The organism is Peribacillus sp. NJ11 (assembly GCF_030348405.1).
Lineage (GTDB): Bacteria > Bacillota > Bacilli > Bacillales > DSM-1321 > Peribacillus.
On the sequence record NZ_JAUCFO010000001.1, the window covers coordinates 4,969,865 to 4,993,875 of the forward strand.

A 24,011-nucleotide genomic window follows, 5' to 3' on the forward strand; every position below is an offset into this window, starting at 1 on the left:
AATGAATTTAAACTTCAATAAAGTTTTCCGATTCTTCCATCCTGACGGAAACAAGTTTGGAAACACCTGACTCCTGCATCGTAATGCCATATAGGACATCAGCCTCTTCCATCGTACCTTTACGGTGGGTAATCACGATAAACTGTGTTTCCCTGCTGAACTTCCTTAAAAATTGGCTGAACCGGACGACATTCGCCTCATCAAGGGCTGCCTCGACTTCATCAAGGATACAGAAAGGCACCGGCCGCACTTTTAGAATGGAGAATAAAAGGGCTATGGCTGTCAATGCCCGTTCTCCCCCGGATAAGAGGCTCAAATTCTGAAGTTTTTTTCCAGGCGGCTGTGCAATGATATCTACCCCTGTATTTAGTAAATCATCCGGATTAGTCAGTTTCAGCTCAGCTCTGCCTCCTCCAAATAAAGCTTTGAAGACTTGTTCGAATTCTTCACGGATCGAATAAAAGGTATCCGCAAAGCGTCGCTTCATTTCATCATCCATTTCATCGATGACTTGGAACAGTGTATCTTTTGCCTGTTGAAGGTCTTCCTTTTGGCTTAGAAGGAATTCATAGCGTTCAGCTACACGGGCATATTCATCAATCGCACCTATATTTACCGTTCCTAATTCCTCGATTGCAAGCTTGATGAGCTTCACCCTTTTTTGAGCTTCTCCTATAGGCATCATCAATGGATACTGTTCTTTAGCACCTTCAAAGGAAAGCGTATATTCTTCTCTCAAGTGGTCGAGGCGATTTTCCAGTTCCACATCCAGACGAGTTAATTTTACTTCTTCATCCTTTATCACTTCAACAATGCCTCTATAAACTCGATTTTCTTCCTTCAAGGCCAGTTCAAGCGTTTCAACTTGTGTTAGAAGTTCATTTTTTTCGTGTTTTTTTATCGTGATTCCTTCAATTGCTCCATTTTTATCGAGCAATTTCTTCTGCGCCATATCTTCCAGGGACTCTTCCCCGCTTGAACTGTCTGTCATTTCATTGGTCAGGAGCCCCAAATCATCTTTATTTTCGGCAAGTCTGCTTGTTTCCTTTGAAAGATCCGCTTCAATGCGTTCCATCTTCTCTTTTTGGTTTTGTAACTGCCCGCGCTTAGAGGCCAGTGTTACCCTCAGTTCATTCGTTTCTTCAGCAAGGCTCTCTTTTGAGGATTGTTGAGATTGCTTTTGTTCCGTCATGTCGGAAATTAACCGGTCAAGCCCTTCAATTTCCGTTTTACATGATTCCAAAAGTTCTTCCAGCTCTTCAAGTCTTGCTGTTTTTTGCTGTTGTTCTTCTAAATATGAATTTTTATCCAAATCATATAGGTGGAGCCGGTCATTCACATTTCTTTCCTGAAGCTCCACTTCACGAAGTTCGCCCTTCAGGGTTTGTTCTTGTAACCGAAGGCTCTCTCCTGTTTTTCTCGTTTGTTCAAGCGTTTGCTCTTGAACACCCACATCCACTTTGAGCTGTTTGACCTGCTTTTCTAGCTGGTTCGTTTTCGCTTCCATGGCGGCAAGTTTTTGATTGAGCTCTTCCAATTCCGTTTTCCTCGAAAGTAAGGAAGTCGTTTTTTGCTTTAAGGCTCCACCAGTCATCGAACCACCTGGATTGACGATATCCCCTTCAAGTGTTACGAAGCGGAAACGGTGCTGCATCATTTTCGCCAAATCATTTGCACCCTTTAAATCTGTGGTGATTATGACGGTTCCTAACAGGTTTTCCGCAATTGCTGCATGTCTATCATCATATTGGATCAATGAGGAACCTGTCCCCACAAAAGCTGAATGGCTTTTCAGCATCGATAATTGGTTCACTGAAACCTCTCTTGCCTTTATGACTGACAAAGGCAAGAACGTTGCACGTCCATACCTATTTTTCTTCAAGAAGGAAATGGCTTCTCGTGCATGCTCTTCGCGTTCCACGACCACATGCTGCATCGCTCCGCCTAGAGCCGTTTCTATGGCCGTTTCATATTCCTTTGGAACCTTTATCAATTCCGCAACTGCCCCTTCAATGCCTTGAAGGGTTTCTTTCGCTTTCAAAACTTCTTTAACACCCTGAAAAAAGCCTGCATAATCCTCTTCCATTTCTTCAAGAAGTTCCTTACGTGATTTTGCCTGTTGAAGGAATTGATAGGCCTTATATAGGGTGGTTTCTTGTTTTTGATACGTATCTTTTGCCGCATTCAATTTATTCTGCTGATTTCGGAAATAAGTGACATGCTCTTCTAGCTGCTTGGTCACATTGTCCATCAGCTGTGAATATTCCACTTTTTTCGCAGTGATATCCATTCTTTCGGTTAAGAACTTTTCATTTTCCATATCAAGTTTAGCATTTTTATGTTCCTGCTGTGTTAGCTGCTGAAGCAGGTACTGTTTTTCGTTTTTAGCTGTGGCCTGCTTGTTCAACCACTCAATATAGTCACTCTTTTTCACTTCAATCATGGCTTCGATATCACTATTGAATAGGCCTAAGCTTTTTTGTTTTTCATGCAGGCTTTCCTGTATCCCTTTTACTTCCAAGTTCAATGCATTCAGGATTTCCGTTTCTCTTTCCTTTTGCAATGACAAACGCTCGACAGCAGCCTCACCTTCCACAATCGCTTTTTCAAGCTGTGACTTGTTTTGGGCAGCATTTTTTTTCCGTTCTTTCAAAACCTCTTTACGGCCTTCAAGCTTTTCAAGTTCTTCGCTGGCATTCAGAAGAATTTCCTGAAGTCCATTGATCGATGTCTCAAGCGTCGCAAGATTATCCCGAAGCTTTTTGAGATGCGCTTCCCTATCATGAAGCTGCCCTGCCATTTGCTGTTCCATTTCATTATGTTTTTCAAGTTCCTGGGACAGGTTTTCCCATTTTTCATAAAGTTCTTCAATTTCAAAAACGGTTAAAGCTACTTCTATTTGCTCAAGCTCTTCTTTCTTCTCCAAAAATTCCTTGGCGAGGGAAGACTGAATTTTCAACGGTTCCACCTGTGCCTCCAATTCATGGAGGATATCATGGACACGGTTTAAATTATCCTGCGTTTCCGTCAGCTTCGATTCCGCTTTTCGTTTCCTTGTTTTATATTTCAGGACACCGGCGGCTTCTTCAAAGATCACTCTTCTTTCGTCTGCCTTACTGCTCAGGATTTCTTCCACTTTCCCTTGGCTGATGATGGAAAATGCTTCACGCCCAAGACCAGAATCCATGAACAGGTCTATGATGTCTTTCAGACGGCAACCTTGATTATTAATGAAGAATTCACTTTCTCCCGATCGATAAACCCTTCTTGTCACACTGACTTCGTGAAAGTCAATTGGTAGGGAATTGGTCTCGTTATCTAGGGTCAATGATACTTCTGCAAAATTCAACGCTTTCCTCGTGTCACTTCCCGAAAAGATGATATCTTCCATTTTTGCTCCACGCAGCGATTTTGCAGACTGTTCTCCAAGCACCCATCGGACTGCATCGGTCACATTACTTTTTCCGCTTCCGTTTGGTCCAACCACTGCCGTGACACCAGGTACAAAATCAATCGAAATTTTTTCTGCGAAAGATTTAAATCCTACAACGTCCAAGCGTTTGAGGAACATGACCTTTCCCCCTCTACTGTTCAACTATCTTGTTGGTTTTTTTCTTTTAAAACGATCAATGCATGCTCGGCAGCATGCTGCTCCGCTTCTTTTTTGGACTTTCCTATACCAGATCCCAGCTCTTCCCCATTCAGAGAGACGGTCGAAACAAACTCACGATTATGGGCTGGTCCTTTTTCCTGCAAGATCTTATATTGCAGGACACCGATAGCATCACGCTGGATCAGCTCTTGAAGCTGGCTCTTATAATCCATCACATGAGAAAAAGCACCCTCGTCTATCTTCGGAAACACAACATTTTTTAAAAACTGTACAACTGGCTCTAATCCTTGATCAAGGTACAAAGCCCCAATATAGGCTTCGAATACATCCGCAAGCATGGCAGGGCGTTCTCTTCCACCTGTCATTTCTTCCCCTTTGCCGAGCAATACATATTCCCCGTAAGAAAGGCTATTGGCAAAAGCAACAAGTGAAGGCTCACACACAATGGCTGCCCTTAATTTGGTAAGTTCACCTTCGCTCATCATCGGATATTTTTGATATAAGTATTTAGAGATGGTCAGTTCAAGTACAGCGTCTCCCAAGAATTCAAGCCTTTCATTATCTTCATAAGGCTTACGGCGATGCTCATTCACATAAGATGAATGTGTAAAAGCTTGTTTCAATAAATTTTCATCTTTAAAATGAAAACCAAGACTTTCTTGCAACTGTTTGAATTTATTATCCTTGATTGATGGTTTACGATTATTTCCGTTCCTACGCATCACACAAAACCCTCCACAACGGTTCAAAAAACATATTTTTCCTATATATAAAAAGAAACCTGGCAGGAATTCCTGTCAAGCTTTCCTACGTACCATCATACATTATTATCCGCTTAAAGAAAACTAATGGCAAAAGACCACTGCCATGCAGGCGGAGCCTTATCGCCTCTGCATCAAACTTCTTTAAGTATAAGAGAAAGCCCCGTTAAAAAACGGAGCTTCTAGTCAAATGACAATTCATTACATAGTGCTTTGTATGTAATTCACAGCATCACCTACTGTGGCGATTTTTTCAGCGTCATCGTCCGAAATTTCCATATCGAACTCGTCTTCGAATTCCATGACTAGTTCAACTACATCTAGGGAATCGGCACCAAGATCTTCTTTGAAAGAAGCTTCAAGTTTTACCTCTGATTCTTCTACGTTCAAACGATCTACAACGATTTTAGTTACTCTTTCTAATACATCTGCCAATGTGTTCACCTCCCCTCAAAACATTATAAATTAATTTTGAAAAAAATCAAAGGAAACTTACATGACCATACCGCCATCTACATGAAGAGTTTGCCCAGTCATATATTTGCTGGCATCAGAAGCGAGGAAAGACGCCACTGCAGCGATATCTTTAGGGTCACCGAACCGGGCAAGCGGAATTTGGTCCAACATGGCTTTTTGGACGTCTTCAGGCAATTCCCCTGTCATATCCGTCGAGATGAAACCGGGGGCAATCGCATTGACCGTAATGCCTCTTGAAGCAAGTTCCTTTGCCGTAGTTTTAGTCAGGCCAATCACACCAGCTTTGGCCGCTACATAATTAGCCTGCCCTGCATTTCCGCTGACGCCGACGATCGATGCCATATTGATGATCCTGCCGCTGCGCTGCTTCATCATTTGTCTTGTGACTGCTTTTGTGCAAAGGAACACGCCTTTAAGATTCGTATTGATCACCGAATCCCATTCCTCTTCTTTCATGCGCATCAATAGGTTGTCACGTGTGATACCGGCATTATTAACCAGAATATCGACTCTGCCAAACTGTTCGACAACCTCCTTGATCATGCTTGTCACCGATTCACTATTTGCAACATCGCATTGGACGGCAAATGCTTTACGGCCCAATGCCTTGATTTCATCCACCACTTCATTCGCTTTAGCTTCGCTGCCAGAGTAGTTGATGGCAACGTCTGCTCCCTGACGGGCAAGTTCTAAAGCAACTTCCCTGCCAATACCTCGTGAAGCTCCCGTTACAAGTGCTTTTTTACCTTCGAGGATCATGCTTGTACCCCCTTCAATGTTTCAATAGTTTTAGTTAGTGTATCTATATCGGAAACCGAGTGAATTTGAACGGAACGATCAATTTTCTTAATTAATCCACCCAATACTTTCCCAGGGCCAACCTCGATGAACGTATCCACGCCCAATTCAAGGAGATTTTTTACACTGTCCTCCCAAAGTACCGGTGAATACAGCTGTTCGATTAACTTTTCTTTTATTTCAGCAGGTGCAGTAATCGGCTTGGCCGTTACATTTGAAATGACAGGAATTTCTGCCTGTTTGAAACTAACTTCATCAAGGACCCCCTGTAACTTTTCTGCAGCCGGTTTCATCAACTCCGAATGGAACGGTCCACTCACTTCAAGAGGAAGAGCCCGTTTAGCCCCGTTCTCCTTAGCTTTTTCACTTGCAAGTTTAACCCCTTCTGAAGTACCTGAAATGACGATTTGCCCCGGACAATTAATATTGGCTAATTGGACGGATTCCCCTGTGGCCGTTATTTCAGAAGTCACTTCAGATAGAGCTTCACGGTCCATTCCCAGTATCGCAGCCATTGAACCTTGACCATTCGGTACCGCAGCTTCCATGAATTCACCACGCTTACGCACAGTATAAACGGCATCTTCAAAAGAAATTGCACCTGATGCCACTAAAGCTGTATATTCACCTAAACTATGCCCTGCTGTATAATCGGGTTTGATTCCCGCTTCTTGCAACTCCTTGACAAAGGCATAACTCGTGGTCAATAGAGCTGGCTGCGCATTATAGGTTACCGTTAATTCTTGTTGTGTGCCGTTAAAGATCAGTTCGGAAAGTGGAAAATCAAGTTTTTCATCAGCTGTTCGAAAAATTTTCTGAGCACGCTCGTTTTCCTGAAATAAGCCATGGCCCATTCCTATTGACTGTGAACCTTGTCCTGGAAAGACAAAAGCAATTTTACCCATTTGTTACTCCCCTGCCTCTACTATGATTTATTATTGTTTTTCTATCGTCTTTGCAATGGTCGATATGACGTCATTGCCAACCATATCGCGAGTCTGGCGTATTGCATTATAGACTGCGTTCGCATCTGAAGAACCATGCGCCTTAATGACAGGGGCCTTCAAACCGAATAGGCCAGCACCGCCATACTCGGAATAATCCATTTTATTTTTAATGCCTTTTAGTTCAGGCTTTACCATTGCTGCAGCCAACTTACTCTTGATGTTGCTCATCAAGGCCGTTTTCACCATTTTAAATACACCCATAGCAGTACCTTCTAGTGTCTTCAACACCATATTTCCCGTGAATCCGTCCGTTACGACAACATCTGCCGGCCCATTTAGGAGGTCCCTGGCCTCTACATTACCTATAAAGGATATCTCCGGTGATTGCTGTAATAATGTAAAGGCATGCTTAGTCAGTTCATTCCCCTTTTTTTCTTCTGTTCCAATATTAAGTAATCCGACACGGGGCTTTTCAATTCCCCGCACTTTTTGGGCATAAACAGAACCCATTATGGCGAATTGAAGCAGATGCTCCGGTTTCGCATCGGAGTTCGCACCTACATCCAGAAGTACAAAACCTTTACCATCGATTGTCGGAAGGGTGGGAGCTAAAGCCGGACGTTCAATGCCTTCTATCCTTCCAACAACAAACAAGCCTGCAGCCATTAGCGCACCGGTATTGCCTGAAGAAATGCACGCATCGGCTTCTCCGTCAGCGACTTGTTGTGCCGCCAATACCATCGAGGCGCTTTTCTTGCGGCGAACCGCACGAACCGGTTCATCGGTACTTAATATTTTTTCATCAGTATGTACAACCTTTATTCGACCGTGTTTCGCTAAGTATTGGTTAATCTCGGCTTCATTTCCCACCAAGGTAATTTCCACATCGGAAAAAGTCTCGACAGCTTTCATTGCTCCCAAAACCTGTGCTTTGGGAGCATTATCGCCACCCATTGCATCTATTGTTATTTTCATTTTCTTTCATCCTTTACTAGAAAGTTAAGAGCGATACATTTCGAACTCGCCTTTAAAAACCAGTTCATTACCCACGTAGCTTCTGACCTCCACCACGGAGCGATCGTTGGTGTGGTCCACGTTTTTAACCTTCGCTTTAGCTACCACTCTTTCATTTTCCTTTACAGAACGAGTAAATAAAATGGATGCTTTTGCAGTTAATGCCAGTTCATCATTTATGACCGCTACAGCTAATGAATTTGCTTGGGCAAAAAGGTGATGTCCCCTTGCAATCCCATTCCGCTTAAAGACATGCTCTTTATTTATATCCAAAATCGAAATTGCATTGTCATCTAAATTAAGATCAATTACTTCCCCGATGATTTCATCCAAAGGCAATGCCCTGATTTCGTCACTGAATTTCTTCTCGGCCACGTTTTTAATACGTTCACGCAGTTCCGGTATCGATAATTCAAGACGGTCAAGCCTAATAGTCTGGACGCTCACCGAATATTTTTCAGCCAGCTCCTCATCCGTTACAAAAGGATTCTGTTTAATCGTTTCGATTAATAATTGCTGGCGTTCCTTCTTATTTCTTCGCATTTGAAGGTCACCATCCGTAGTATTATGACTAGGTACTAATAGTAGTATATATATTTTGAAAACAGATTGCAAGATATTGTGGAAAATCTCACAATCTGTTATTGGATTTTCACTCGGTTCAGTCTAGTTTTTCTCCCGTAAATACGCCCGTTCCCTCTAAATAGTTCCTAAGCGGCGCATACTCCGGGGAATGCCAAAAGCTTTGTGAGGCAATCAATTTTGCTGCATCCATCCTTGCCACTTCCAGGGTCCTATAATCATGGACCATGTCCGCTACCTTGAACTCAGGAAGACCGCTTTGTTTTTTACCGAAGAAGTCCCCAGGTCCCCGAAGTTCCAAATCTTTCTCGGAAAGGGCAAAACCATCGTTTGTCTCGGTCATGATTTTCATCCGTTCTTTGCCGACTTCCGTTTTCGGATCAGCCAGGAGGATGCAAAAGGACTGATCACTCCCCCGTCCAACCCTTCCCCGTAACTGATGCAACTGTGAAAGCCCAAAGCGCTCCGCATCATAAATGACCATTACCGTTGCATTAGGAACATTCACCCCAACTTCGACAACCGTCGTGGAGACAAGGATTTGTGCTTCATTTGCACTAAACTGCTGCATCACTTCGTCTTTTTCATCAGCTGGCAGACGCCCATGCATAAGTCCCACTTTATACCTGTTCGCAAAGTACTGTGTAAGCATTGCATGAACATCAAGAACATTTTGTAAAGAATCAAGTTTCTCCGACTCCTCAATCAATGGACAGATGATGTAGGCCTGTCTCCCTTGCTTTAGTTCCTTTTCGACAAAAGTCAAGATCCGATCAAGCATTTGGTGTTTCGCCCAATAGGTTTCGATCGCTTTACGACCAGCCGGCATTTCGTCTATCGTGGAGACGTCCATTTCCCCAAATACTGTAATTGCGAGCGTTCGTGGAATCGGTGTTGCCGTCATGAACAGGACATCTGGATTTGCACCTTTTTCACGAAGGATCCGACGCTGTTCCACTCCGAAACGATGTTGTTCATCCGTAATGACAAGACCGAGGTTCCGAAAATTCACTTCATCCTGTATCAATGCATGAGTTCCTATTAAAAGGTCGAGCTCCCCGGATTCCAGCATTTGCAATAGTTCCTTGCGCTTCTTGCCTTTTACCGAACTAGTCAACAATGCGACCTTTACTCCACTGGGTTCCAACATGGCTTTCAGGGATTGTGTATGCTGCTCAGCCAGGATTTCCGTCGGGACCATAAGAGCACCTTGGAAACCCGCTGTAATCGTCGCCTTCAGGCATATGGCGGCCACCACCGTTTTTCCTGACCCGACATCCCCTTGAAGTAGACGATTCATCCGATAGGGAGATTTCATGTCATTCAATATTTCCTCGACAACCCTATTTTGAGCATTCGTTAAAGGAAAAGGAAGAGTTTCAACGAATTTTCCCACTTGCTCCACGTCAAACTCCTGGCCAATTCCTTTTGACTGCTCTCGCTGCACTTTACGAAGCGCCTGCATTTTAAGTTGAAACAATAAAAATTCTTCATACACAAAACGGCGTCGTGCCTTTTTCACATCATTGGCCGATAGAGGGAAATGCATGGTACGAAGAGCATCGTTACGCGGCATCAGTTTGTATGTCGCCAACAATTGTGTGGGCAGATTTTCTTCGATCAATGTCTCATACTGGGAAAATGCATTGGAGATAAAGCGGCGCAGCCCTTTAACAGTAATGCTGCCCTTCACCGAATACACAGGTTCGAACTCTTTCTCCCGGCTATGATCACCAACATGGCATTCAGATCCTGTAATGGTTTGGCGATGCCGATCCCATTTTCCAGTTACCGTTACGCTTTCGCCTATCGCAAGCTTTTGCTTCAGATATGGCTGGTTAAAAAAAATGACATTTATTAAATATCTCCCAGTCAATAATTTAATAGTAAGCCTGGATTTTTTCTTACCAAAGTAACCTAAAGTGGGCACCGTATGAATCTTTCCTTCTACGGTAACCCTCTCATCATGCTCAACCGTTTCTAAATCCCTCAAACGGTAATCTTCATAGCGATAGGGAAGGTGCTCAAGGAGATCCGCGACGGTATGGATCTCCATTTCCTCCAAAGCTGCTGCCGTTTCTCCCCCAATGCCTTTAACTGCCGTTATGGGTTCCTGTAAAGTGGAGTTCACTTCTTATTCAGCGGCAAGCCAAAGATTTTCGCTTCCAACTCCCGTCCAGTCGGTGTAGCCGCTAAACCTCCTTGTGCAGTTTCCCTTAGAGCAGATGGCATCGTTAGCCCGATTTTGTACATCGCATCAATTACTTCATCACACGGTATGCGGCTTGTAATCCCCGCTAAAGCCATATCTGCGGCAACCATAGCATTAGCTGCCCCCATGGCATTCCGCTTCACACAAGGCACTTCCACAAGCCCAGCAACAGGGTCACATACAAGACCAAGCATGTTCTTTAAAGTGATGGCCATTGCTTCTGCACTTTGCGCCGGTGTCCCTCCTGCCATTTCAACGATGGCTGCAGCTGCCATGCCCGAAGCAGAACCGACCTCCGCCTGACAGCCCCCTGCAGCTCCAGAGATCGAAGCATTATTCGCTACTACGAAACCAAATGCCCCTGCTGTAAATAAGAACTCAATTTTCTGTTCCCGATTAGGTTTTAATTTATTTTGCAAAGCAAAGAGGGTTCCAGGTACAACACCCGCTGATCCGGCAGTGGGTGTCGCACAAATCGTTCCCATGGCTGCGTTCACTTCGTTTGTTGCCACGGCTTTGCTGACAGCATCCAGCAGCATTTCACCGGATAAGGAATTTCCAGATTTAATGTAATTCTGAAGAAGGACTGCGTCCCCGCCCGTCAGCCCGGAAACAGATCGCACACCTTGGAGTCCCTTTTCCACAGCCTGCTCCATCACATCCAGGTTGACCCCCATCTGATGGATGATTTGTTCACGGCTTTTTCCCGTTACTTCCATTTCCTGTTCTATCATCAGTTCTGATATTTTTTTCTGCTTTGAGTCAGCTAATTCTATTAATTCCGCTACATTCCGAAACATGATATCTTCTCCTTCCTAAGTGGAAACGATTGCCCTATCAATCAACAATCCTCGCAACTTGGGTGATGTTGGGGAGTGCTGTAATTTCATCGATGACGTGGTCCTCCAAGTTATGGTCCACTTCAATGGTCATCAAGGCCATCTTCCCTTTCTCCTTACGGGAGACTTCCATCTGGCCAATATTGATTTGATGCTTTGCTAAAATGTTTGAAACATTGGCGATAGCACCAAATCGGTCATCATGAACGACGAGTATGGCAGGGTTGTGGCCTGATAGCCTCAATTTAAACCCATTCAGTTCGATGATTTCAATCTTTCCCCCGCCAATCGATATTCCGACAAGTTCCAGTTCGCCATCATCATCGCCCACCGTTATTTTTGCTGTATTGGGATGTTCCGGTACGGCTTCTTCTTCGCGAAAAGTAATTTTCATTTTCTTTTTGCGGGCTATTTCCAGCGATTCTTTAATTCTCTCATCAAATGTATCAAAATCAAGTAAGCCTCCTACAATGGCTACATCCGTTCCATGGCCTTTATAGGTTTTGGCAAACGATCCGTAAAAAGAAATATGGGCCCATTTTGGTTCCCGGTCGAATAAATTCCTGGCAACCCTTCCGATTCTTGCAGCTCCTGCTGTATGGGAACTAGAGGGACCAATCATAACAGGACCAATTATATCGAATACACTTCTAAATTTCATGAATTGCTCCTCCTTCTTTAGAACTGAACCCAAGGGAAACACTGGGAGTTAGTTTAATAATAACGCCATATTTATTGTAATTCCAAGCGTGCTGTCCCTAATCCTTCATTTCATAAAAAATAAAACTGCATAGCCTAATGACATATGCAGTTTATTGCCTTTTATTTTTTTCTGGATCCTTCAAAGAGACGATTAAAGCTCTCTTATCTTCATGATTCTCTACTTATTCAATTGAAAAAATAAAAGAATATAAAGGTTGTTTCCCATTATGGACTTCAACTTCAACGTCCTCGAAATTCTCATTACAAAACGCAACAAGACCTTCTACATCTTCTGTTGTTGCATCTTCTCCATATAAAATGGTAAGGATTTCGGAATCTTCATCAATCATATCGGAGAGAAGGTCTTTTGCCGCTTGAGTCATGTCTTTATCCTTCACTTTGATGGTTCCTTCAGCAATTCCCATGAAGTCCCCGGTCTCAATTGCAAGACCGTCAATGTTGGTATCCCTGACAGCATAAGTAATCTGGCCCGTTTTCACATGTGAAAGGGCTTCGATCATCGCTTTTTTATTTTCTTCAGCATCAAGTGAAGGGTTGAAAGCCAACAATGCCGCCATTCCCTGTGGTACTGTTTTCGTTGGAATAACAGTCACATGATCACCAAGTACATCTGCAGCCTGATTGGCCGCCATGATGATATTTTTATTGTTAGGCAAGATGATGACATGATCCGCATATGCCTCTTCGACAGCCTTAACAATATCTTCTGTGCTAGGATTCATCGTTTGTCCGCCTTCGATGACGGACTTAGCGCCGATGCTTTTGAATAACTCGCTGATGCCAGCCCCCATCGCTACGGACACTACACCATACTTCTCTTTGTTGGACGGTTTCGTTTGAAGCGGTGTATTCGTTTCACCTACGATCGCAGTATGCTGTTCACGCATATTATCGATTTTCAGTTTGATTAAACTACCGTATTGCTGGCCATAATTCAGGCACGTGCCAGGCTGTTCAGAGTGAATATGTACTTTGACGACTTCATCATCTGAGATGACTAATAAAGAATCTCCGTATTCACTTAAATCATTTCGGAATTTTTCTTCATCGAACGAATTATTGGCAAGTTTTTCACTTTCCAATCGGACCATGAATTCCGTGCAGTAACCATATACGATATCTTCCGTGCTCATATGCCCTTGTACGTTCATGTGATGTTCGGCACTGATCATGTCATCCATGCTTGGGCCATTTGCAGATCGGACTGGAAGGGCTTCCCCTTTCAGCTCAGCAAGGAAACCTTCATAAACGAACACCAACCCTTGCCCGCCGCTGTCAACGACCCCCACTTCTTTTAAGACTGGAAGTAGATCAGGAGTGCGTTTTAATGAAGCATTGGCTTCCGTAACGATTTCTTCCATTACCTGAATAAGGTCTTGGTGATTTGATGCTGATGAAACCGCTTGCTTGGCTGCATCTTTTGCAACCGTTAAAATGGTTCCTTCAACAGGTTTCATTACCGCTTTATAAGCTGTCTGAACCCCTGCTTCAAATGCTTGGGCAAATTCCTCACTATTGATTTCCGATTTATGTTCAATCGCTTTAGCAAAACCGCGGAAAAGTTGCGAAAGGATAACACCTGAATTGCCGCGTGCACCCATTAGCAGTCCTCTTGAAAGGGATGTACCCACTTTCCCGATATGCTCCTGGACGTTATTTTGCACTTCCTTCGCTCCGGAAGTCATCGATAAATTCATATTCGTTCCAGTATCTCCATCTGGAACAGGGAAAACATTCAACGCATCAACCATTTGGGCATTAGCCGCTAAATGGTTGGCACCTTGAATGATCATTTCTGCAAAGCGCTTTCCGTTTAAACTTGTAATTGACACAAAACTTTCCTCCTATACCTAAGGGTTCGTCACACGAACTCCCTGTACAAAAATGTTAACGGAATCAACAGCTAATCCTACAGTTTTGTCCAGAGTGTATTTTACCTTTGATTGCACATTATGTGCAACTTCCGAGATTTTTGTTCCATAACTTACGATAATATACATATCGATATGAACTTCTTCCTCTTCTTGACGGACTATTACACCCTTAGTAAAGTTTTCTTTTCTTAAAATTTCGGCAATGCCGTCTTTAAATTGTTTTTTGGAAGCCATTCCTATAATTCCGTAACAATCCACAGCTGCGCCGCCTGCTACAGTAGCGACAACATCATTAGAGATATCAATTTGTCCATATTTCGTTTGTAATTCGATAGACATTTTCTTTTCCCTCCCAAAAAATCAAGTCAACTAAAGACATTTTACTATAATGTCCATGGTTTTAAAAGTAAATGTCATACGGCACTTTATATATTTCAATTTCCAAGTAGGTATGTCAAGGTTTTTTTCTTGAAAGTAATGAACTGAAGTATTGCATTCTATCGGTAGGTATGATAAATTATTAAAGTATTTTACAAAGACTTAAGACGACTGCGAATAACTTAAGCTTGTTGTAGTTAGGAGGGAATTTAACATGGCACGTAAATGTGTAATCACTGGAAGAAGAACTCGTTCTGGTAACAGCCGCTCTCACGCAATGAACGCTAGCAAGCGTACATGGGGCGCTAACCTTCAAAAAGTACGTATTTTAGTTGACGGTAAACCTAAACGTGTATACGTTTCTGCAAGAGCTCTTAAATCGGGCAAAGTAGAACGCGTATAATGTTACGGCATCCTCTTAGGATGCCTTTTTACTTGTAATGTCCTGCATTTTAATGGGGATGGTTTTAATTTCGTTGATAAGGTTCAGTCTGCATCAGGAAAAGAAGTCATCTCCCATTAATGGATGGCCAACCCCTATCATTCCCCCAGAAATCCCGAAAAAAATAACACCTCCCTGAATTTGAGAGGTGTCATGGAGATAAGTATCAGCCTTTTTTAAACGCTCCGAGCATAGCCCTTACCAAACTGCCCAGAACTTTTGGCAATTTAATCGTATAAAATTTCATCATGCCCCTCCTCTTTGCATCCCACAAATAAAGATGAAGTGGAATTTTTCTATTACAACATAAGCTTTTAAGCGGATATAGGATGATCGTAATTATATCCGAATCTGCTCTAAGCATGAATTTTAATCACTGCTTCTTATCACCATTAATATGCCTTTCTCAAATGAAACATTCCCAGATTCGGAAATTAGTTCATTGCTGATGCAAAGCGTCGAACCTATTTCCAAGCTTGCATCACTCAGAGGGTATTTGAAACCCGAAAGTGTAATGCCGGTGACTTCTGCCGTTACAGGGAGCAATGACAGGTATTTCTTATCTTGCAAAGCAGTGACTTCATATGACCCCGCTGTTTTTACTGTGAATATATTTTGCTTATCAACTATGTATATATCAATGTCACCGTGATAAGGGAGGACACTTTCTTTTTGGAGCAGCTGGATATTACCAAGAAAATGGTCCATTCTTCCTCCTGTAGCGCCCAATATGTGAATTTCACTTGGTTTTTTCCCTATTGCCCATTTAAATGCGATTTCTAAATCCGTTTCATCCTTTTCCGATGAATATAGATTGATCTGTTCCAGCCTTTGCTCGATTTTCTTGTATTCACCTTCCGAAACTGAATCAAAATCTCCAAATCCGCACTTAGGTTCGATACCTTCTTCAAGCAATGCCCATACTCCCCTGTCAACCCCGACCCATAGATCAGTCATCTCTATATACCTTGTTAAATCCGGCCAAAAACATTCCGGACCTCCAGCCATTATACTAATAATCATCGTAATCATCCTTTTCTATGTATATTCATATCCAAGATGTTTTGTATAATTGATAAAAAAAGCCGATCACTATCATTTGAATACGATAGTGTCGGCTTTATATCACTTTCCCCGAATCTTTTGAATCGCTGCGTGTCGATCTTCTTGATTATATATTGCCGAGCCGGCCACTAGGATTGTCGCCCCTTGTTCAATACATAGTTTAGCCGTTTCTTCATTTACTCCACCATCAATCTCTATTTCTAGATTTTGGTTATGCATTTCTGCCATCGCCTTCACTTCAGCAATTTTGGGCAGTACGGATGAAATGAACTTTTGCCCGCCAAAACCTGGGTTAACCGTCATCAGTAATACCATGTCAATATCTTCGATTATTGGTTGGATCAAGGAAGCTGGGGTGGCTGGGTTAAGCACCACGCCAGCCCTTACACCAAAAGATTTAATCAATTGGATCGTCCGATGCAAATGAGTGCATGCCTCTACATGTACAGTTATATAATCAGCTCCAGCTTTCGCAAACGCCTCGATATAACGATCAGGTTGTTCGATCATTAAGTGAACATCCAGCGGAAGCTTTGTCACCGGCCGGATAGCGTCGACAATCAGGGAGCCTATCGTAATATTCGGCACGAAATGCCCATCCATGACATCTACATGGATTAAATCCGCTCCGCCCCTTTCAACATCAATGATTTCTTCTCCCAATTTTGCAAAGTTAGCTGATAAAATGGATGGTGCGATTTTAACCATTTTAATACCTCGGCTTTCTATCTCTAATTTCTTCTAAGAATTGCATATAGTGTTCATATCGATAATGTGGAATTTCCCCTGTCTCAACCGCTTCCTTCACAGCACACTTCGGTTCTTTATCATGCAGGCAGGCCCGGAATTTACAGTCTTCCCCATGCTTATGCATTTCCGGGAAGCAATAGGATAACCGTTCAGCTTCCATTTCCATGAATTCAAGTGAACTGAATCCTGGTGTATCCGCGACAAGCCCAGAGCCAATATGAATCAATTCAACGTGGCGTGTCGTATGCTTCCCACGTCCTAGGTGTGACGAAATATCATCCGTCTTTAAAGCCAATTCAGGATTGATCGCATTCAGCAAGGACGATTTCCCAACACCTGACTGACCAGCAAATACACTCGTTTTCCCTTCTAAATACGGCACTAGTTCTTCAATGCCCCCAGCGGTAACTGATGATGTCTCCAGTACAGTATAGCCAAGTTTCTGATAGTCCTTGATATACTGAGACAGTTTCTTTTGGTTTTCAGAAGTAACCAAGTCAAGTTTAGTCACGACGATAATGGGTTCGATTTCGTTATCTTCGATAAGTACGAGAAATCGATCAAGCAAGGCTGGACTGAAATCAGGTTCCACTGCCGAAAAGACTAGGATGGCTTGGTCTACATTTGAAATTTGTGGCCGGATCAATTCATTCTTTCGCGGTTTTATTTCGGTCACGGTCCCATCCGTTTTATTTTCCGCTTGAAAAACAACATAATCACCTACAAGTGGCGTCACCTTATTTTTCCTGAATACTCCCCGTCCGCGGCATTGATAGACTTCTTCACCTTCAAGGACATAATAAAATCCACTTAATGCTTTGATAATTTTTCCTTCGGGCATAACCACACTCCTAATTATTAAATTTATTCTGGATAAGAGACGGCTTGGTCGATGATGACCTGATTGTCACGCATGACTTTATATCCTGCTTTCTTATCTGGGGAAACCGTTAATTCGATCGTTCGCTTGGCATCCTCCACGATAAAGAATGATTCTTTAGGCTCCGTCATGCTATTCTTGATATCCTCTATGAAGATTTGGATCTTTTGCGCTTTGCCTGGTTCAACCGGATCATACTCGATTTTGATTTCCTCCGTCACGTTCTTAGGAGGAATCTCTTCTTTCCCTTTCGAAATGACCACTTTCACCGTACTGCCCTTTTCCACCTTCGTAGTAGGTTCTGGAGACTGGGAAATGACAAGCCCCTCTGCAACGGAATCATCGTAAACTTCTTCTTCCACATCGATCTTTATTCCACTTTCACTGGAATAATCATTAAGGCCAGCTTCATTGAACCCTGTTAAGTTCTTCAAGCTCAATAGGTCTTCCCCTTTACTTACCGTTAGCTCAAGCTCCGTTTCGGATGGTACGATTTCAGTGGCACCAGAAGGCGTTTGTTCTATGATCGTACCGGCAGCACTGTCATCATATTTTTCGGTCACGCTTATGTTTTTGAAACCCATTTTATCAAGCAGTGATTTAACATCTGAGTAATCCCGTCCTTCATAGCTGGACAATGAAATCGTTTCTTTACCAATGCTTTGATAAATATCGATTTCTGCGCCTGCCTTGACCGTCTTACCTTCTTTTGGATTGGTTTTGATCACAAGGCTCGCTTCAACCTCTTCATCTTCAATCTCAATCGTGTCTCCGATGACCAAATCCAATTCAAGCAATTCAGTAATGGCATCATCCAATTCTTTCCCTTTAAGGTCAGGGATCGTCACTTCCTTGGAAACAAACAAAGATGGTAATAAAAGAGATGTACCAGCAATCAGGGCCAGAACTAAAAAGGTGGTCACCAAAATGGCAGGCATTTTCTTTCGTTCTTTATCTTTTTGTTTCGACTTCGTTTTTTGTTTTTTCTGTTTCTTCTGTTTCTTCTGTTTCTTTTTCGATTTACTCTCTACTTCTGATTCACTTTCCCCATCATCCGAATAGACTAAAGTATTTTTTTCAGGACCCCTTATGATTGTCTCATCGATGCTTGAAAGCTGATCATCCGTGATGACGGGGATGGCTTTTGTTGCATCATGATCTTCAGGAATCGCAAAAGGTAGTTCATTCGAACGCTCAGGATTAAGTGACGTCCGCATGTCATCTTCCATTGAGTCTACGCTCTCGTAGCGGTAATATGAATCTTTGGCTGTCGCTTTCAAGATAATATTTTCCACACTCTGAGGTATTTCAGGGTTCCAGCGTTTTGGCGAAGGAGTTTCCGATTGTAAATGTTTAAGAGCTATCGAAACGGCTGATTCACCCGAAAAAGGCAATCTCCCCGTCAGCAATTCAAACATTACAATGCCAAGTGAATAAATGTCCGATTTCTTATTGGCCATCCCGCCTCTGGCCTGTTCCGGAGATAAATAATGAACTGACCCTAGGACTGCATTAGTCTGAGTTATGTTCGTTGCACTTAGGGCCAGTGCAATTCCAAAGTCTGTAATCTTGACGGTTCCTTCTTTATCAATCAGAATGTTCTGTGGCTTGATGTCACGATGGATGATCCCATTATGATGGGCATGAGAAATTGCTGCCGTGATTTGCTTCATGATATCCAATGCTTCATCAACTGGAATTGGAAAATATTTTTGTATGTATTGCTTAAGTGTAAAACCGTCCACGTATTCCATTACAATATAATAGATGGAATCTTCTTCACCCACATCATAAATACTTACGATATTGGGATGGGCCAAACTGGTTGCCGATTGAGCTTCCCGATTAAAGCGCTTGATGAACTCTTCGTCATTATTAAAGTCCATGCGAAGGATTTTCAGTGCAACATCCCTATCTAAAATCATATCCCTTGCAAGGTAAACATTCGCCATACCGCCGCCACCGACCATCTGGATCAGTTTATAACGTCCGTTGATTCTTCTACCAATCAACATTCAATTCACCTGCTTTCACTTTCTTCAGTAAATTGAACAAGCACAAGGGTGATATTATCTTCCCCACCGTAGTGATTGGCCTTATCTATTAATGAAATTGCCTTTTCTTCAAGTGGCTGCCCATTGGTTACCGTTTCTTCAAGTTCCTGTTCATTCACTTTATTCGTCAAACCATCCGAACAAAGCAATAGTAAATCATTTTCTTCGAAGATGACCGTCGTAATGTCCATTTCAACTTGCATTTCTGTCCCCAAGGCTCGTAATAAAACATTTTTTCGTGGGTGGTTCTCAGCATCTTCCTTCGAAATCTGCCCAGAACGGACCAATTCATTAACAAGTGAATGATCTTCCGTGACCTGCTTAAAACCGCTCTCATTATACAAATAACATCGGCTGTCCCCGATGTTGGCAATGGTAGCAAACTTATCGGTGCAAATGGCAGCAACAATCGTGGTCCCCATGCCCTTACATTCCGTATTCGCTTCGGCATGTTCAAAAAGCAACTGATTGACCAAGAAGATTTGCTGTTTTAGCCAATCCTCGGCATCATTTGCCGTATCGATCCCGCGGGACACTTCCCAGCTCTTTTTCAAAAGGTCTATCGTCATTGCACTGGCTACATCCCCGGCACGGTGGCCGCCCATGCCATCTGCAACGATGGCAAGGCGAACGCCTTCCGAGTTCTTAAAAATTCCGCCATTATCTTCATTATGCTGGCGGACTTTTCCACGGTCTGTTTTAAATATTGCCCTCATAGGATCACCTCGTCTCTTCTTTGCGCTCCTTGGCCCGAAGCTGGCCGCAGGCTGCGTCAATATCACTGCCTTGTTCCCTACGGATCGTTACATTAATGCCGCGCTTTTTCAATGTTTTTTCAAACTCAAAAATTTGGTCACGAGGTGTACGTACATAGTTGCGTTCAGGTACATAGTTAACCGGTATTAAGTTGACATGGCATTTTATCCCGGTTATCAAATCCGCTAATTCTTCGGCGTGTTCCACTGTATCATTTTCGCCGCCGAATAGACCATATTCAAAACTTACACGGCGCCCTGTTTTTTCTGTATAGTATTTGATGGCTTCAATCAGGTCTGGCAGTTTGTAGGCCTTGTTGATTGGCATCAATTTACTTCTCAATTCCGTGTTCGGTGCATGAAGGGAAACAGCAAAGTTGATTTGCATGCTTTCTTCTGCAAACTTATAGATTTTAGGAATGATTCCACTTGTGGAAACCGTAATATGACGTGCCCCAATGTTCAAGCCCTTTTCATGATTTATATTCTTTAAGAATGACATCATATTATCGTAGTTATCGAACGGTTCACCGATTCCCATGATAACGACAGAACTAACACGTTCTTCCACTTCGTCAAGTGCTTGCTGAACTTTAACGACCTGGGCAACAATTTCCCCCGATTCAAGATTTCGCTTTAATCCGCCAAGTGTTGACGCACAGAATGTACAGCCAATTCTGCAGCCTACCTGTGTCGTCACACAAATGGAGTTTCCGTATTCATGGCGCATCAGCACCGTTTCAATCGAATACCCATCATGGAGTTCAAATAAAAACTTCATGGTTCCGTCATTGGACGTTTGCTGAATCAAAGTTTTCAATGTAGTGAAGGTGAATTGTGATTCCAGCTTATCCCGTAAAGATTTCGAAAGGTTGGACATATCTTCAAAACTGGAAACACGCTTTTTATAAAGCCAGTCATATACTTGATCGGCCCGGAATGCCTTCTCGCCATTTTCAATGAGCCATTCTTTAATTTGGTGTAGCTCCAATGAATAGATCGATGGTTTTTCTGGTGTTGTGTCTTTTTTTACTCTTGATGATTTAGTGATTTCTGCCATTACAGCACCTTCTTTCTAAAACTCGCAATAAAGAATCCGTCACTGCTAAAATATTGCGGAAAAACTTGCAGCGTATGACCCTCGATAAATGGCTGAACGCTTTCAGGCATTCTTGTAGACAAGGTTGCATCGCTTTCAAAATCAGGATGGCTTTCCAAAAATGCTGCAGCGACTTGGTCATTTTCTTCTTTATCCACCGTACAGGTACTATATACTAACCGTCCGCCTTGCTTTACGAGCGGGGCAGCCGCTTCCAATAATTGTTTTTGTATGCTTGAGAGTTTCATTATATCATCTTTTGTTTTTGTATACTTAACATCAGGCTTCCGGCGCATGACTCCCAATCCGGAACATGGTGCATCGATCAGGACCCTGTCAAACCCTTCCTTATTAAAGTGTTCTTGCACTTTTCTGCTATCGAGGGCCATTGTCTTAATATTGTTTCTGAGTTTCAGACGCTCCGCCTGCTCTTTAATGAGCTTGACCTTATGTTCATGAAGGTCAAGTGCATATACTTGTCCAGTGGTCAAGCCTTCTGCGATATGTGTCGTTTTCCCTCCGGGTGCAGCACAGCAATCGAGTACAGCATCATTTTCATTTGCACCTAATGCATGGGCGACAAGCATCGAACTTTCATCCTGAATCGATAAATATCCCAATTTATAGCTTTCTGAATGAGCAAGATTGCCTTTATAGCTGACGATTGCTTCGGGAACGACTTCACTCGCTTCAACATCATATCCTTCTTCCGTTAATATGCTGATTATTTCACTGCGTGAAATCTTCTTTAAATTTACCCGTCCCGTCTGTAATGGTGCAGTTAAGTTGATTTCACACATTTCCTTGGTTTTTTCATAACCAAATTGCTCTACCCAACGCTTGACCAACCAAATTGGATGACTTACTTCGATGGAAAGCCGTTCCAGATCATCTTTGATATCATCAAAGGAAGGAACACCATTTCTTTGAATATTACGAAGCACGCCATTGACCATTGAAGATGTACCCTTATGTCCACGCTTTTTGGAAATTTCAACAGCCTCGAAAATGATTGCATGATCTGGCACTTTATCTAAATAGACCATTTGATAAATGGAAAGTCTAAGTAAATTGATTACCCAGCTTTGCGTTTTTTTAGGTTGTTTAATATACGGGTTCAAATAGTAATCCAAAGTCATCTTCCGCTGTATGGTACCGTAGCTTATTTCTGTAAGTAAACCGCTGTCCACACCGGATAACTGGTGCTTGTTAATCAAGTTGTTCAGTAATAGGTTACTGTAGGATTGGTTTTTCTCTACAGATTCCAAAATATCGAGAGCGATTTCACGTACTCCCTTTTTAGTTTGCTTCATTCTGTTCTCCTAACTTCATGCCTGCTTTAATGAACGACCCGGCTCCGCGCAAGTAATCTTTCGCCGGCATTTTTTTCTTTCCCGAAGGCTGCAGTTCAGTAACTAGTATAGCCGTCTCATTACCTGTCGAAACGATGAAACCATCATTTTGCACATCAATTATCGTGCCCGGTACGGACAGATTGCCATCTTCCAGTTTCTTTGCCTGCCAAATTTTTAAAATGGATCCGTCCAAGGTTGTATACGCAACAGGCCAAGGATTCAGGCCACGTACATGGTTATAGATGTCTTCTCCTGATTTCGACCAGTCGATTTTTTCCTCCGACCGTTTAATGTTAGGCGCAAAAGTCGCTTGATCCTCATCTTGCTTGATCGCCTGTAACTCCTGATTTAAAAGTTTCGGCAATGTCTCTGCAAGTAAGTCGGACCCTACCTTGCTCAATTTATCATGCAGTGTACCGACATTATCTTCTTCCCCTATGGCAACTTCGGCCTGAGTCAATATATCCCCGGCATCCAATTTCTCCGCCATATACATGATGGTTATTCCAGTTTTTTCTTTCCCCTGTAAAATGGAATAATGGATGGGCGCCCCTCCACGCAGTTCAGGAAGAAGGGAGGCATGTACATTAATGCATCCGTACTTAGGTGCATCCAACAATTCATTCGGAAGGATTTGCCCGAAAGCCGCCGTCACCACTAAATCAGGATTCAATGCAATGATCTTTTCAAGCTCTTCTTTTTCACGGATTTTTTCGGGCTGATAAACGGGAATCCCCTGCTTTTCGGCTTCGACCTTAACTGGCGGCGGCGTTAGCACCTTTTTGCGGCCAACTGGACGATCGGGCTGTGTGACGACAGCAATCACGTCATACCCTTCATCAATGATTCTTTTCAATACCGGCACTGAAAAGTCCGGTGTTCCCATAAAGATGATTTTTGTCATTCTTCTTCAAACCTTTCTAACTCTTCTTCCGAAATATAGCGGGAAACCTTACTTGTGAATAAAACTCCTTGCAAATGATCGATTTCGTGCTGAAGGGCCCTTGCGAGGAAATCTTCCGCTTCTATTTCGAAAAAAGATCCTTTTCGGTCTTGCGCACGGACTTTGACGCGGTATGGCCGCGATACTTCACCATATAAACTCGGGAAGCTCAAGCATCCTTCAACACCCGTCTGTTCGCCTTCCACTTCCAGCACTTCTGGATTAATCAGTTCGATTGCACCTGATCCTTCCTCTATTTCGACGACGGCCACTTGCTTTTTCACGCCAACCTGAGGTGCTGCAAGCCCAACGCCATCCGCCTCCACCATCGTTTCGTACATGTTATTTAACAGCTTTGCCAATTTCTTATCAAAACTTGTTATTTTATCGCATTTTTGTTGTAAAATTTTTTCAGGAAACAAGACAATCGGTAAAATAGCCAAAATTAAA

At 42.8% G+C, this 24,011-nt stretch carries 23 protein-coding genes; 1 reads left to right on the plus strand and 22 read right to left on the minus strand.

The genetic code is table 11. From position 1 onward, the window contains the following. Positions 1 to 7: 7 nt before the first annotated feature. The 12 genes from smc to QUF86_RS24320 all read right to left on the minus strand — a co-directional run bounded on the left by smc (position 8) and on the right by QUF86_RS24320 (position 14,179). A complete protein-coding gene (gene smc / locus QUF86_RS24265; RefSeq protein ID WP_289335948.1) occupies positions 8 to 3,571 on the minus strand; it encodes a chromosome segregation protein SMC in 3,564 nt (1,187 codons plus the stop codon). A 20-nt stretch (positions 3,572 to 3,591) separates the two neighbouring features. Further along, positions 3,592 to 4,335, minus strand: coding sequence for a ribonuclease III (gene rnc / locus QUF86_RS24270; RefSeq protein WP_289318437.1), 744 nt, complete (start codon positions 4,333 to 4,335; stop codon positions 3,592 to 3,594). Positions 4,336 to 4,575: 240 nt separating this feature from the next. Further along, positions 4,576 to 4,809, minus strand: coding sequence for an acyl carrier protein (locus tag QUF86_RS24275; protein WP_034313729.1), 234 nt, complete (start codon positions 4,807 to 4,809; stop codon positions 4,576 to 4,578). A gap of 57 nt (positions 4,810 to 4,866) precedes the next feature. Next, positions 4,867 to 5,610, minus strand: a complete 744-nt coding sequence (gene fabG, locus QUF86_RS24280; RefSeq protein ID WP_289317185.1) for a 3-oxoacyl-[acyl-carrier-protein] reductase — start codon at positions 5,608 to 5,610, stop codon at positions 4,867 to 4,869. Then, a complete protein-coding gene (gene fabD / locus QUF86_RS24285; protein ID WP_289317186.1) occupies positions 5,607 to 6,554 on the minus strand; it encodes an ACP S-malonyltransferase in 948 nt (315 codons plus the stop codon). Before fabD ends, fabG begins: the two co-directional genes overlap by 4 nt. 30 nt (positions 6,555 to 6,584) lie before the next feature. Further along, positions 6,585 to 7,571, minus strand: a complete 987-nt coding sequence (plsX, locus tag QUF86_RS24290; RefSeq protein ID WP_289317187.1) for a phosphate acyltransferase PlsX — start codon at positions 7,569 to 7,571, stop codon at positions 6,585 to 6,587. A gap of 24 nt (positions 7,572 to 7,595) precedes the next feature. Continuing rightward, positions 7,596 to 8,153 carry a transcription factor FapR gene (gene fapR / locus QUF86_RS24295; protein WP_289317188.1) on the minus strand — a complete coding sequence of 186 codons (558 nt, stop codon included), beginning with the start codon at positions 8,151 to 8,153 and terminating at the stop codon, positions 7,596 to 7,598. 118 nt (positions 8,154 to 8,271) lie between these two features. Further along, positions 8,272 to 10,323, minus strand: coding sequence for an ATP-dependent DNA helicase RecG (gene recG / locus QUF86_RS24300; RefSeq protein ID WP_289317189.1), 2,052 nt, complete (start codon positions 10,321 to 10,323; stop codon positions 8,272 to 8,274). Beyond that, the gene (gene sdaAA, locus QUF86_RS24305) at positions 10,320 to 11,204 is read right to left on the minus strand and encodes an L-serine ammonia-lyase, iron-sulfur-dependent, subunit alpha (RefSeq protein WP_289317190.1); all 885 of its coding nucleotides are present in this window, start codon (positions 11,202 to 11,204) and stop codon (positions 10,320 to 10,322) included. The genes recG and sdaAA overlap by 4 nt, the downstream gene beginning before the upstream one ends. A 37-nt stretch (positions 11,205 to 11,241) precedes the next feature. Beyond that, on the minus strand, positions 11,242 to 11,904 hold the full coding sequence (gene sdaAB, locus QUF86_RS24310; RefSeq protein WP_289317191.1) for an L-serine ammonia-lyase, iron-sulfur-dependent subunit beta: 663 nt from the start codon (positions 11,902 to 11,904) through the stop codon (positions 11,242 to 11,244). A 223-nt stretch (positions 11,905 to 12,127) separates the two neighbouring features. Next, positions 12,128 to 13,798, minus strand: a complete 1,671-nt coding sequence (locus QUF86_RS24315; protein WP_289335949.1) for a DAK2 domain-containing protein — start codon at positions 13,796 to 13,798, stop codon at positions 12,128 to 12,130. A gap of 18 nt (positions 13,799 to 13,816) precedes the next feature. Continuing rightward, positions 13,817 to 14,179: an Asp23/Gls24 family envelope stress response protein gene (locus QUF86_RS24320; protein WP_289324360.1), complete on the minus strand. Its 363-nt coding sequence runs from the start codon at positions 14,177 to 14,179 to the stop codon at positions 13,817 to 13,819. A 253-nt stretch (positions 14,180 to 14,432) separates the two neighbouring features. On the opposite strand from QUF86_RS24320, the gene rpmB reads away from it, so the two are divergent. Further along, complete coding sequence (gene rpmB, locus QUF86_RS24325; RefSeq protein ID WP_034313767.1) at positions 14,433 to 14,621, plus strand: 50S ribosomal protein L28; 189 nt, start codon at positions 14,433 to 14,435, stop codon at positions 14,619 to 14,621. Positions 14,622 to 14,826: 205 nt separating this feature from the next. Here the strand turns inward: rpmB and spoVM are convergent, their stop codons facing one another. The 10 genes from spoVM to def form a co-directional block, all read right to left on the minus strand. After that, positions 14,827 to 14,907: a stage V sporulation protein SpoVM gene (spoVM, locus tag QUF86_RS24330; RefSeq protein ID WP_034313769.1), complete on the minus strand. Its 81-nt coding sequence runs from the start codon at positions 14,905 to 14,907 to the stop codon at positions 14,827 to 14,829. Positions 14,908 to 15,029: 122 nt separating this feature from the next. Continuing rightward, positions 15,030 to 15,683, minus strand: a complete 654-nt coding sequence (locus QUF86_RS24335; protein ID WP_289317194.1) for a thiamine diphosphokinase — start codon at positions 15,681 to 15,683, stop codon at positions 15,030 to 15,032. Positions 15,684 to 15,785: 102 nt separating this feature from the next. Then, the gene (rpe, locus tag QUF86_RS24340; RefSeq protein WP_289317195.1) at positions 15,786 to 16,433 is read right to left on the minus strand and encodes a ribulose-phosphate 3-epimerase; all 648 of its coding nucleotides are present in this window, start codon (positions 16,431 to 16,433) and stop codon (positions 15,786 to 15,788) included. A 1-nt stretch (position 16,434) separates the two neighbouring features. Next, positions 16,435 to 17,316, minus strand: coding sequence for a ribosome small subunit-dependent GTPase A (gene rsgA / locus QUF86_RS24345; RefSeq protein WP_289317196.1), 882 nt, complete (start codon positions 17,314 to 17,316; stop codon positions 16,435 to 16,437). Between the two features lie 23 nt (positions 17,317 to 17,339). Continuing rightward, a complete protein-coding gene (gene pknB, locus QUF86_RS24350; protein WP_289317197.1) occupies positions 17,340 to 19,370 on the minus strand; it encodes a Stk1 family PASTA domain-containing Ser/Thr kinase in 2,031 nt (676 codons plus the stop codon). A gap of 5 nt (positions 19,371 to 19,375) precedes the next feature. After that, positions 19,376 to 20,125, minus strand: coding sequence for a Stp1/IreP family PP2C-type Ser/Thr phosphatase (locus tag QUF86_RS24355; protein ID WP_289317198.1), 750 nt, complete (start codon positions 20,123 to 20,125; stop codon positions 19,376 to 19,378). Positions 20,126 to 20,129: 4 nt separating this feature from the next. Then, the gene (rlmN, locus tag QUF86_RS24360; protein ID WP_289317199.1) at positions 20,130 to 21,224 is read right to left on the minus strand and encodes a dual-specificity RNA methyltransferase RlmN; all 1,095 of its coding nucleotides are present in this window, start codon (positions 21,222 to 21,224) and stop codon (positions 20,130 to 20,132) included. Continuing rightward, entirely contained in the window at positions 21,224 to 22,576 is a 1,353-nt protein-coding gene (gene rsmB, locus QUF86_RS24365; protein WP_289335950.1) for a 16S rRNA (cytosine(967)-C(5))-methyltransferase RsmB, read from the minus strand. Before rsmB ends, rlmN begins: the two co-directional genes overlap by 1 nt. Further along, the gene (gene fmt / locus QUF86_RS24370) at positions 22,563 to 23,522 is read right to left on the minus strand and encodes a methionyl-tRNA formyltransferase (protein WP_289335951.1); all 960 of its coding nucleotides are present in this window, start codon (positions 23,520 to 23,522) and stop codon (positions 22,563 to 22,565) included. The genes rsmB and fmt overlap by 14 nt, the downstream gene beginning before the upstream one ends. After that, the gene (gene def, locus QUF86_RS24375) at positions 23,519 to 24,004 is read right to left on the minus strand and encodes a peptide deformylase (protein ID WP_289317202.1); all 486 of its coding nucleotides are present in this window, start codon (positions 24,002 to 24,004) and stop codon (positions 23,519 to 23,521) included. Before def ends, fmt begins: the two co-directional genes overlap by 4 nt. Positions 24,005 to 24,011 lie beyond the last annotated feature (7 nt).

What these genes read in the sequence shown, in the direction of transcription:
- smc (WP_289335948.1), bottom strand. Translation starts at nt 3,571, where the DNA reads ATGTTCCTCAAACGCTTGGACGTTGTAGGATTTAAATCTTTCGCAGAA.
- rnc (WP_289318437.1), bottom strand. Translation starts at nt 4,335, where the DNA reads ATGCGTAGGAACGGAAATAATCGTAAACCATCAATCAAGGATAATAAA.
- fabG (WP_289317185.1), bottom strand. Translation starts at nt 5,610, where the DNA reads ATGATCCTCGAAGGTAAAAAAGCACTTGTAACGGGAGCTTCACGAGGT.
- fabD (WP_289317186.1), bottom strand. Translation starts at nt 6,554, where the DNA reads ATGGGTAAAATTGCTTTTGTCTTTCCAGGACAAGGTTCACAGTCAATA.
- plsX (WP_289317187.1), bottom strand. Translation starts at nt 7,571, where the DNA reads ATGAAAATAACAATAGATGCAATGGGTGGCGATAATGCTCCCAAAGCA.
- fapR (WP_289317188.1), bottom strand. Translation starts at nt 8,153, where the DNA reads ATGCGAAGAAATAAGAAGGAACGCCAGCAATTATTAATCGAAACGATT.
- sdaAA (WP_289317190.1), bottom strand. Translation starts at nt 11,204, where the DNA reads ATGTTTCGGAATGTAGCGGAATTAATAGAATTAGCTGACTCAAAGCAG.
- sdaAB (WP_289317191.1), bottom strand. Translation starts at nt 11,904, where the DNA reads ATGAAATTTAGAAGTGTATTCGATATAATTGGTCCTGTTATGATTGGT.
- QUF86_RS24320 (WP_289324360.1), bottom strand. Translation starts at nt 14,179, where the DNA reads ATGTCTATCGAATTACAAACGAAATATGGACAAATTGATATCTCTAAT.
- rpmB (WP_034313767.1), top strand. Translation starts at nt 14,433, where the DNA reads ATGGCACGTAAATGTGTAATCACTGGAAGAAGAACTCGTTCTGGTAAC.
- spoVM (WP_034313769.1), bottom strand. Translation starts at nt 14,907, where the DNA reads ATGAAATTTTATACGATTAAATTGCCAAAAGTTCTGGGCAGTTTGGTA.
- QUF86_RS24335 (WP_289317194.1), bottom strand. Translation starts at nt 15,683, where the DNA reads ATGATTATTAGTATAATGGCTGGAGGTCCGGAATGTTTTTGGCCGGAT.
- rpe (WP_289317195.1), bottom strand. Translation starts at nt 16,433, where the DNA reads ATGGTTAAAATCGCACCATCCATTTTATCAGCTAACTTTGCAAAATTG.
- rsgA (WP_289317196.1), bottom strand. Translation starts at nt 17,316, where the DNA reads ATGCCCGAAGGAAAAATTATCAAAGCATTAAGTGGATTTTATTATGTC.
- pknB (WP_289317197.1), bottom strand. Translation starts at nt 19,370, where the DNA reads ATGTTGATTGGTAGAAGAATCAACGGACGTTATAAACTGATCCAGATG.
- QUF86_RS24355 (WP_289317198.1), bottom strand. Translation starts at nt 20,125, where the DNA reads ATGAGGGCAATATTTAAAACAGACCGTGGAAAAGTCCGCCAGCATAAT.
- rlmN (WP_289317199.1), bottom strand. Translation starts at nt 21,224, where the DNA reads ATGGCAGAAATCACTAAATCATCAAGAGTAAAAAAAGACACAACACCA.
- rsmB (WP_289335950.1), bottom strand. Translation starts at nt 22,576, where the DNA reads ATGAAGCAAACTAAAAAGGGAGTACGTGAAATCGCTCTCGATATTTTG.
- fmt (WP_289335951.1), bottom strand. Translation starts at nt 23,522, where the DNA reads ATGACAAAAATCATCTTTATGGGAACACCGGACTTTTCAGTGCCGGTA.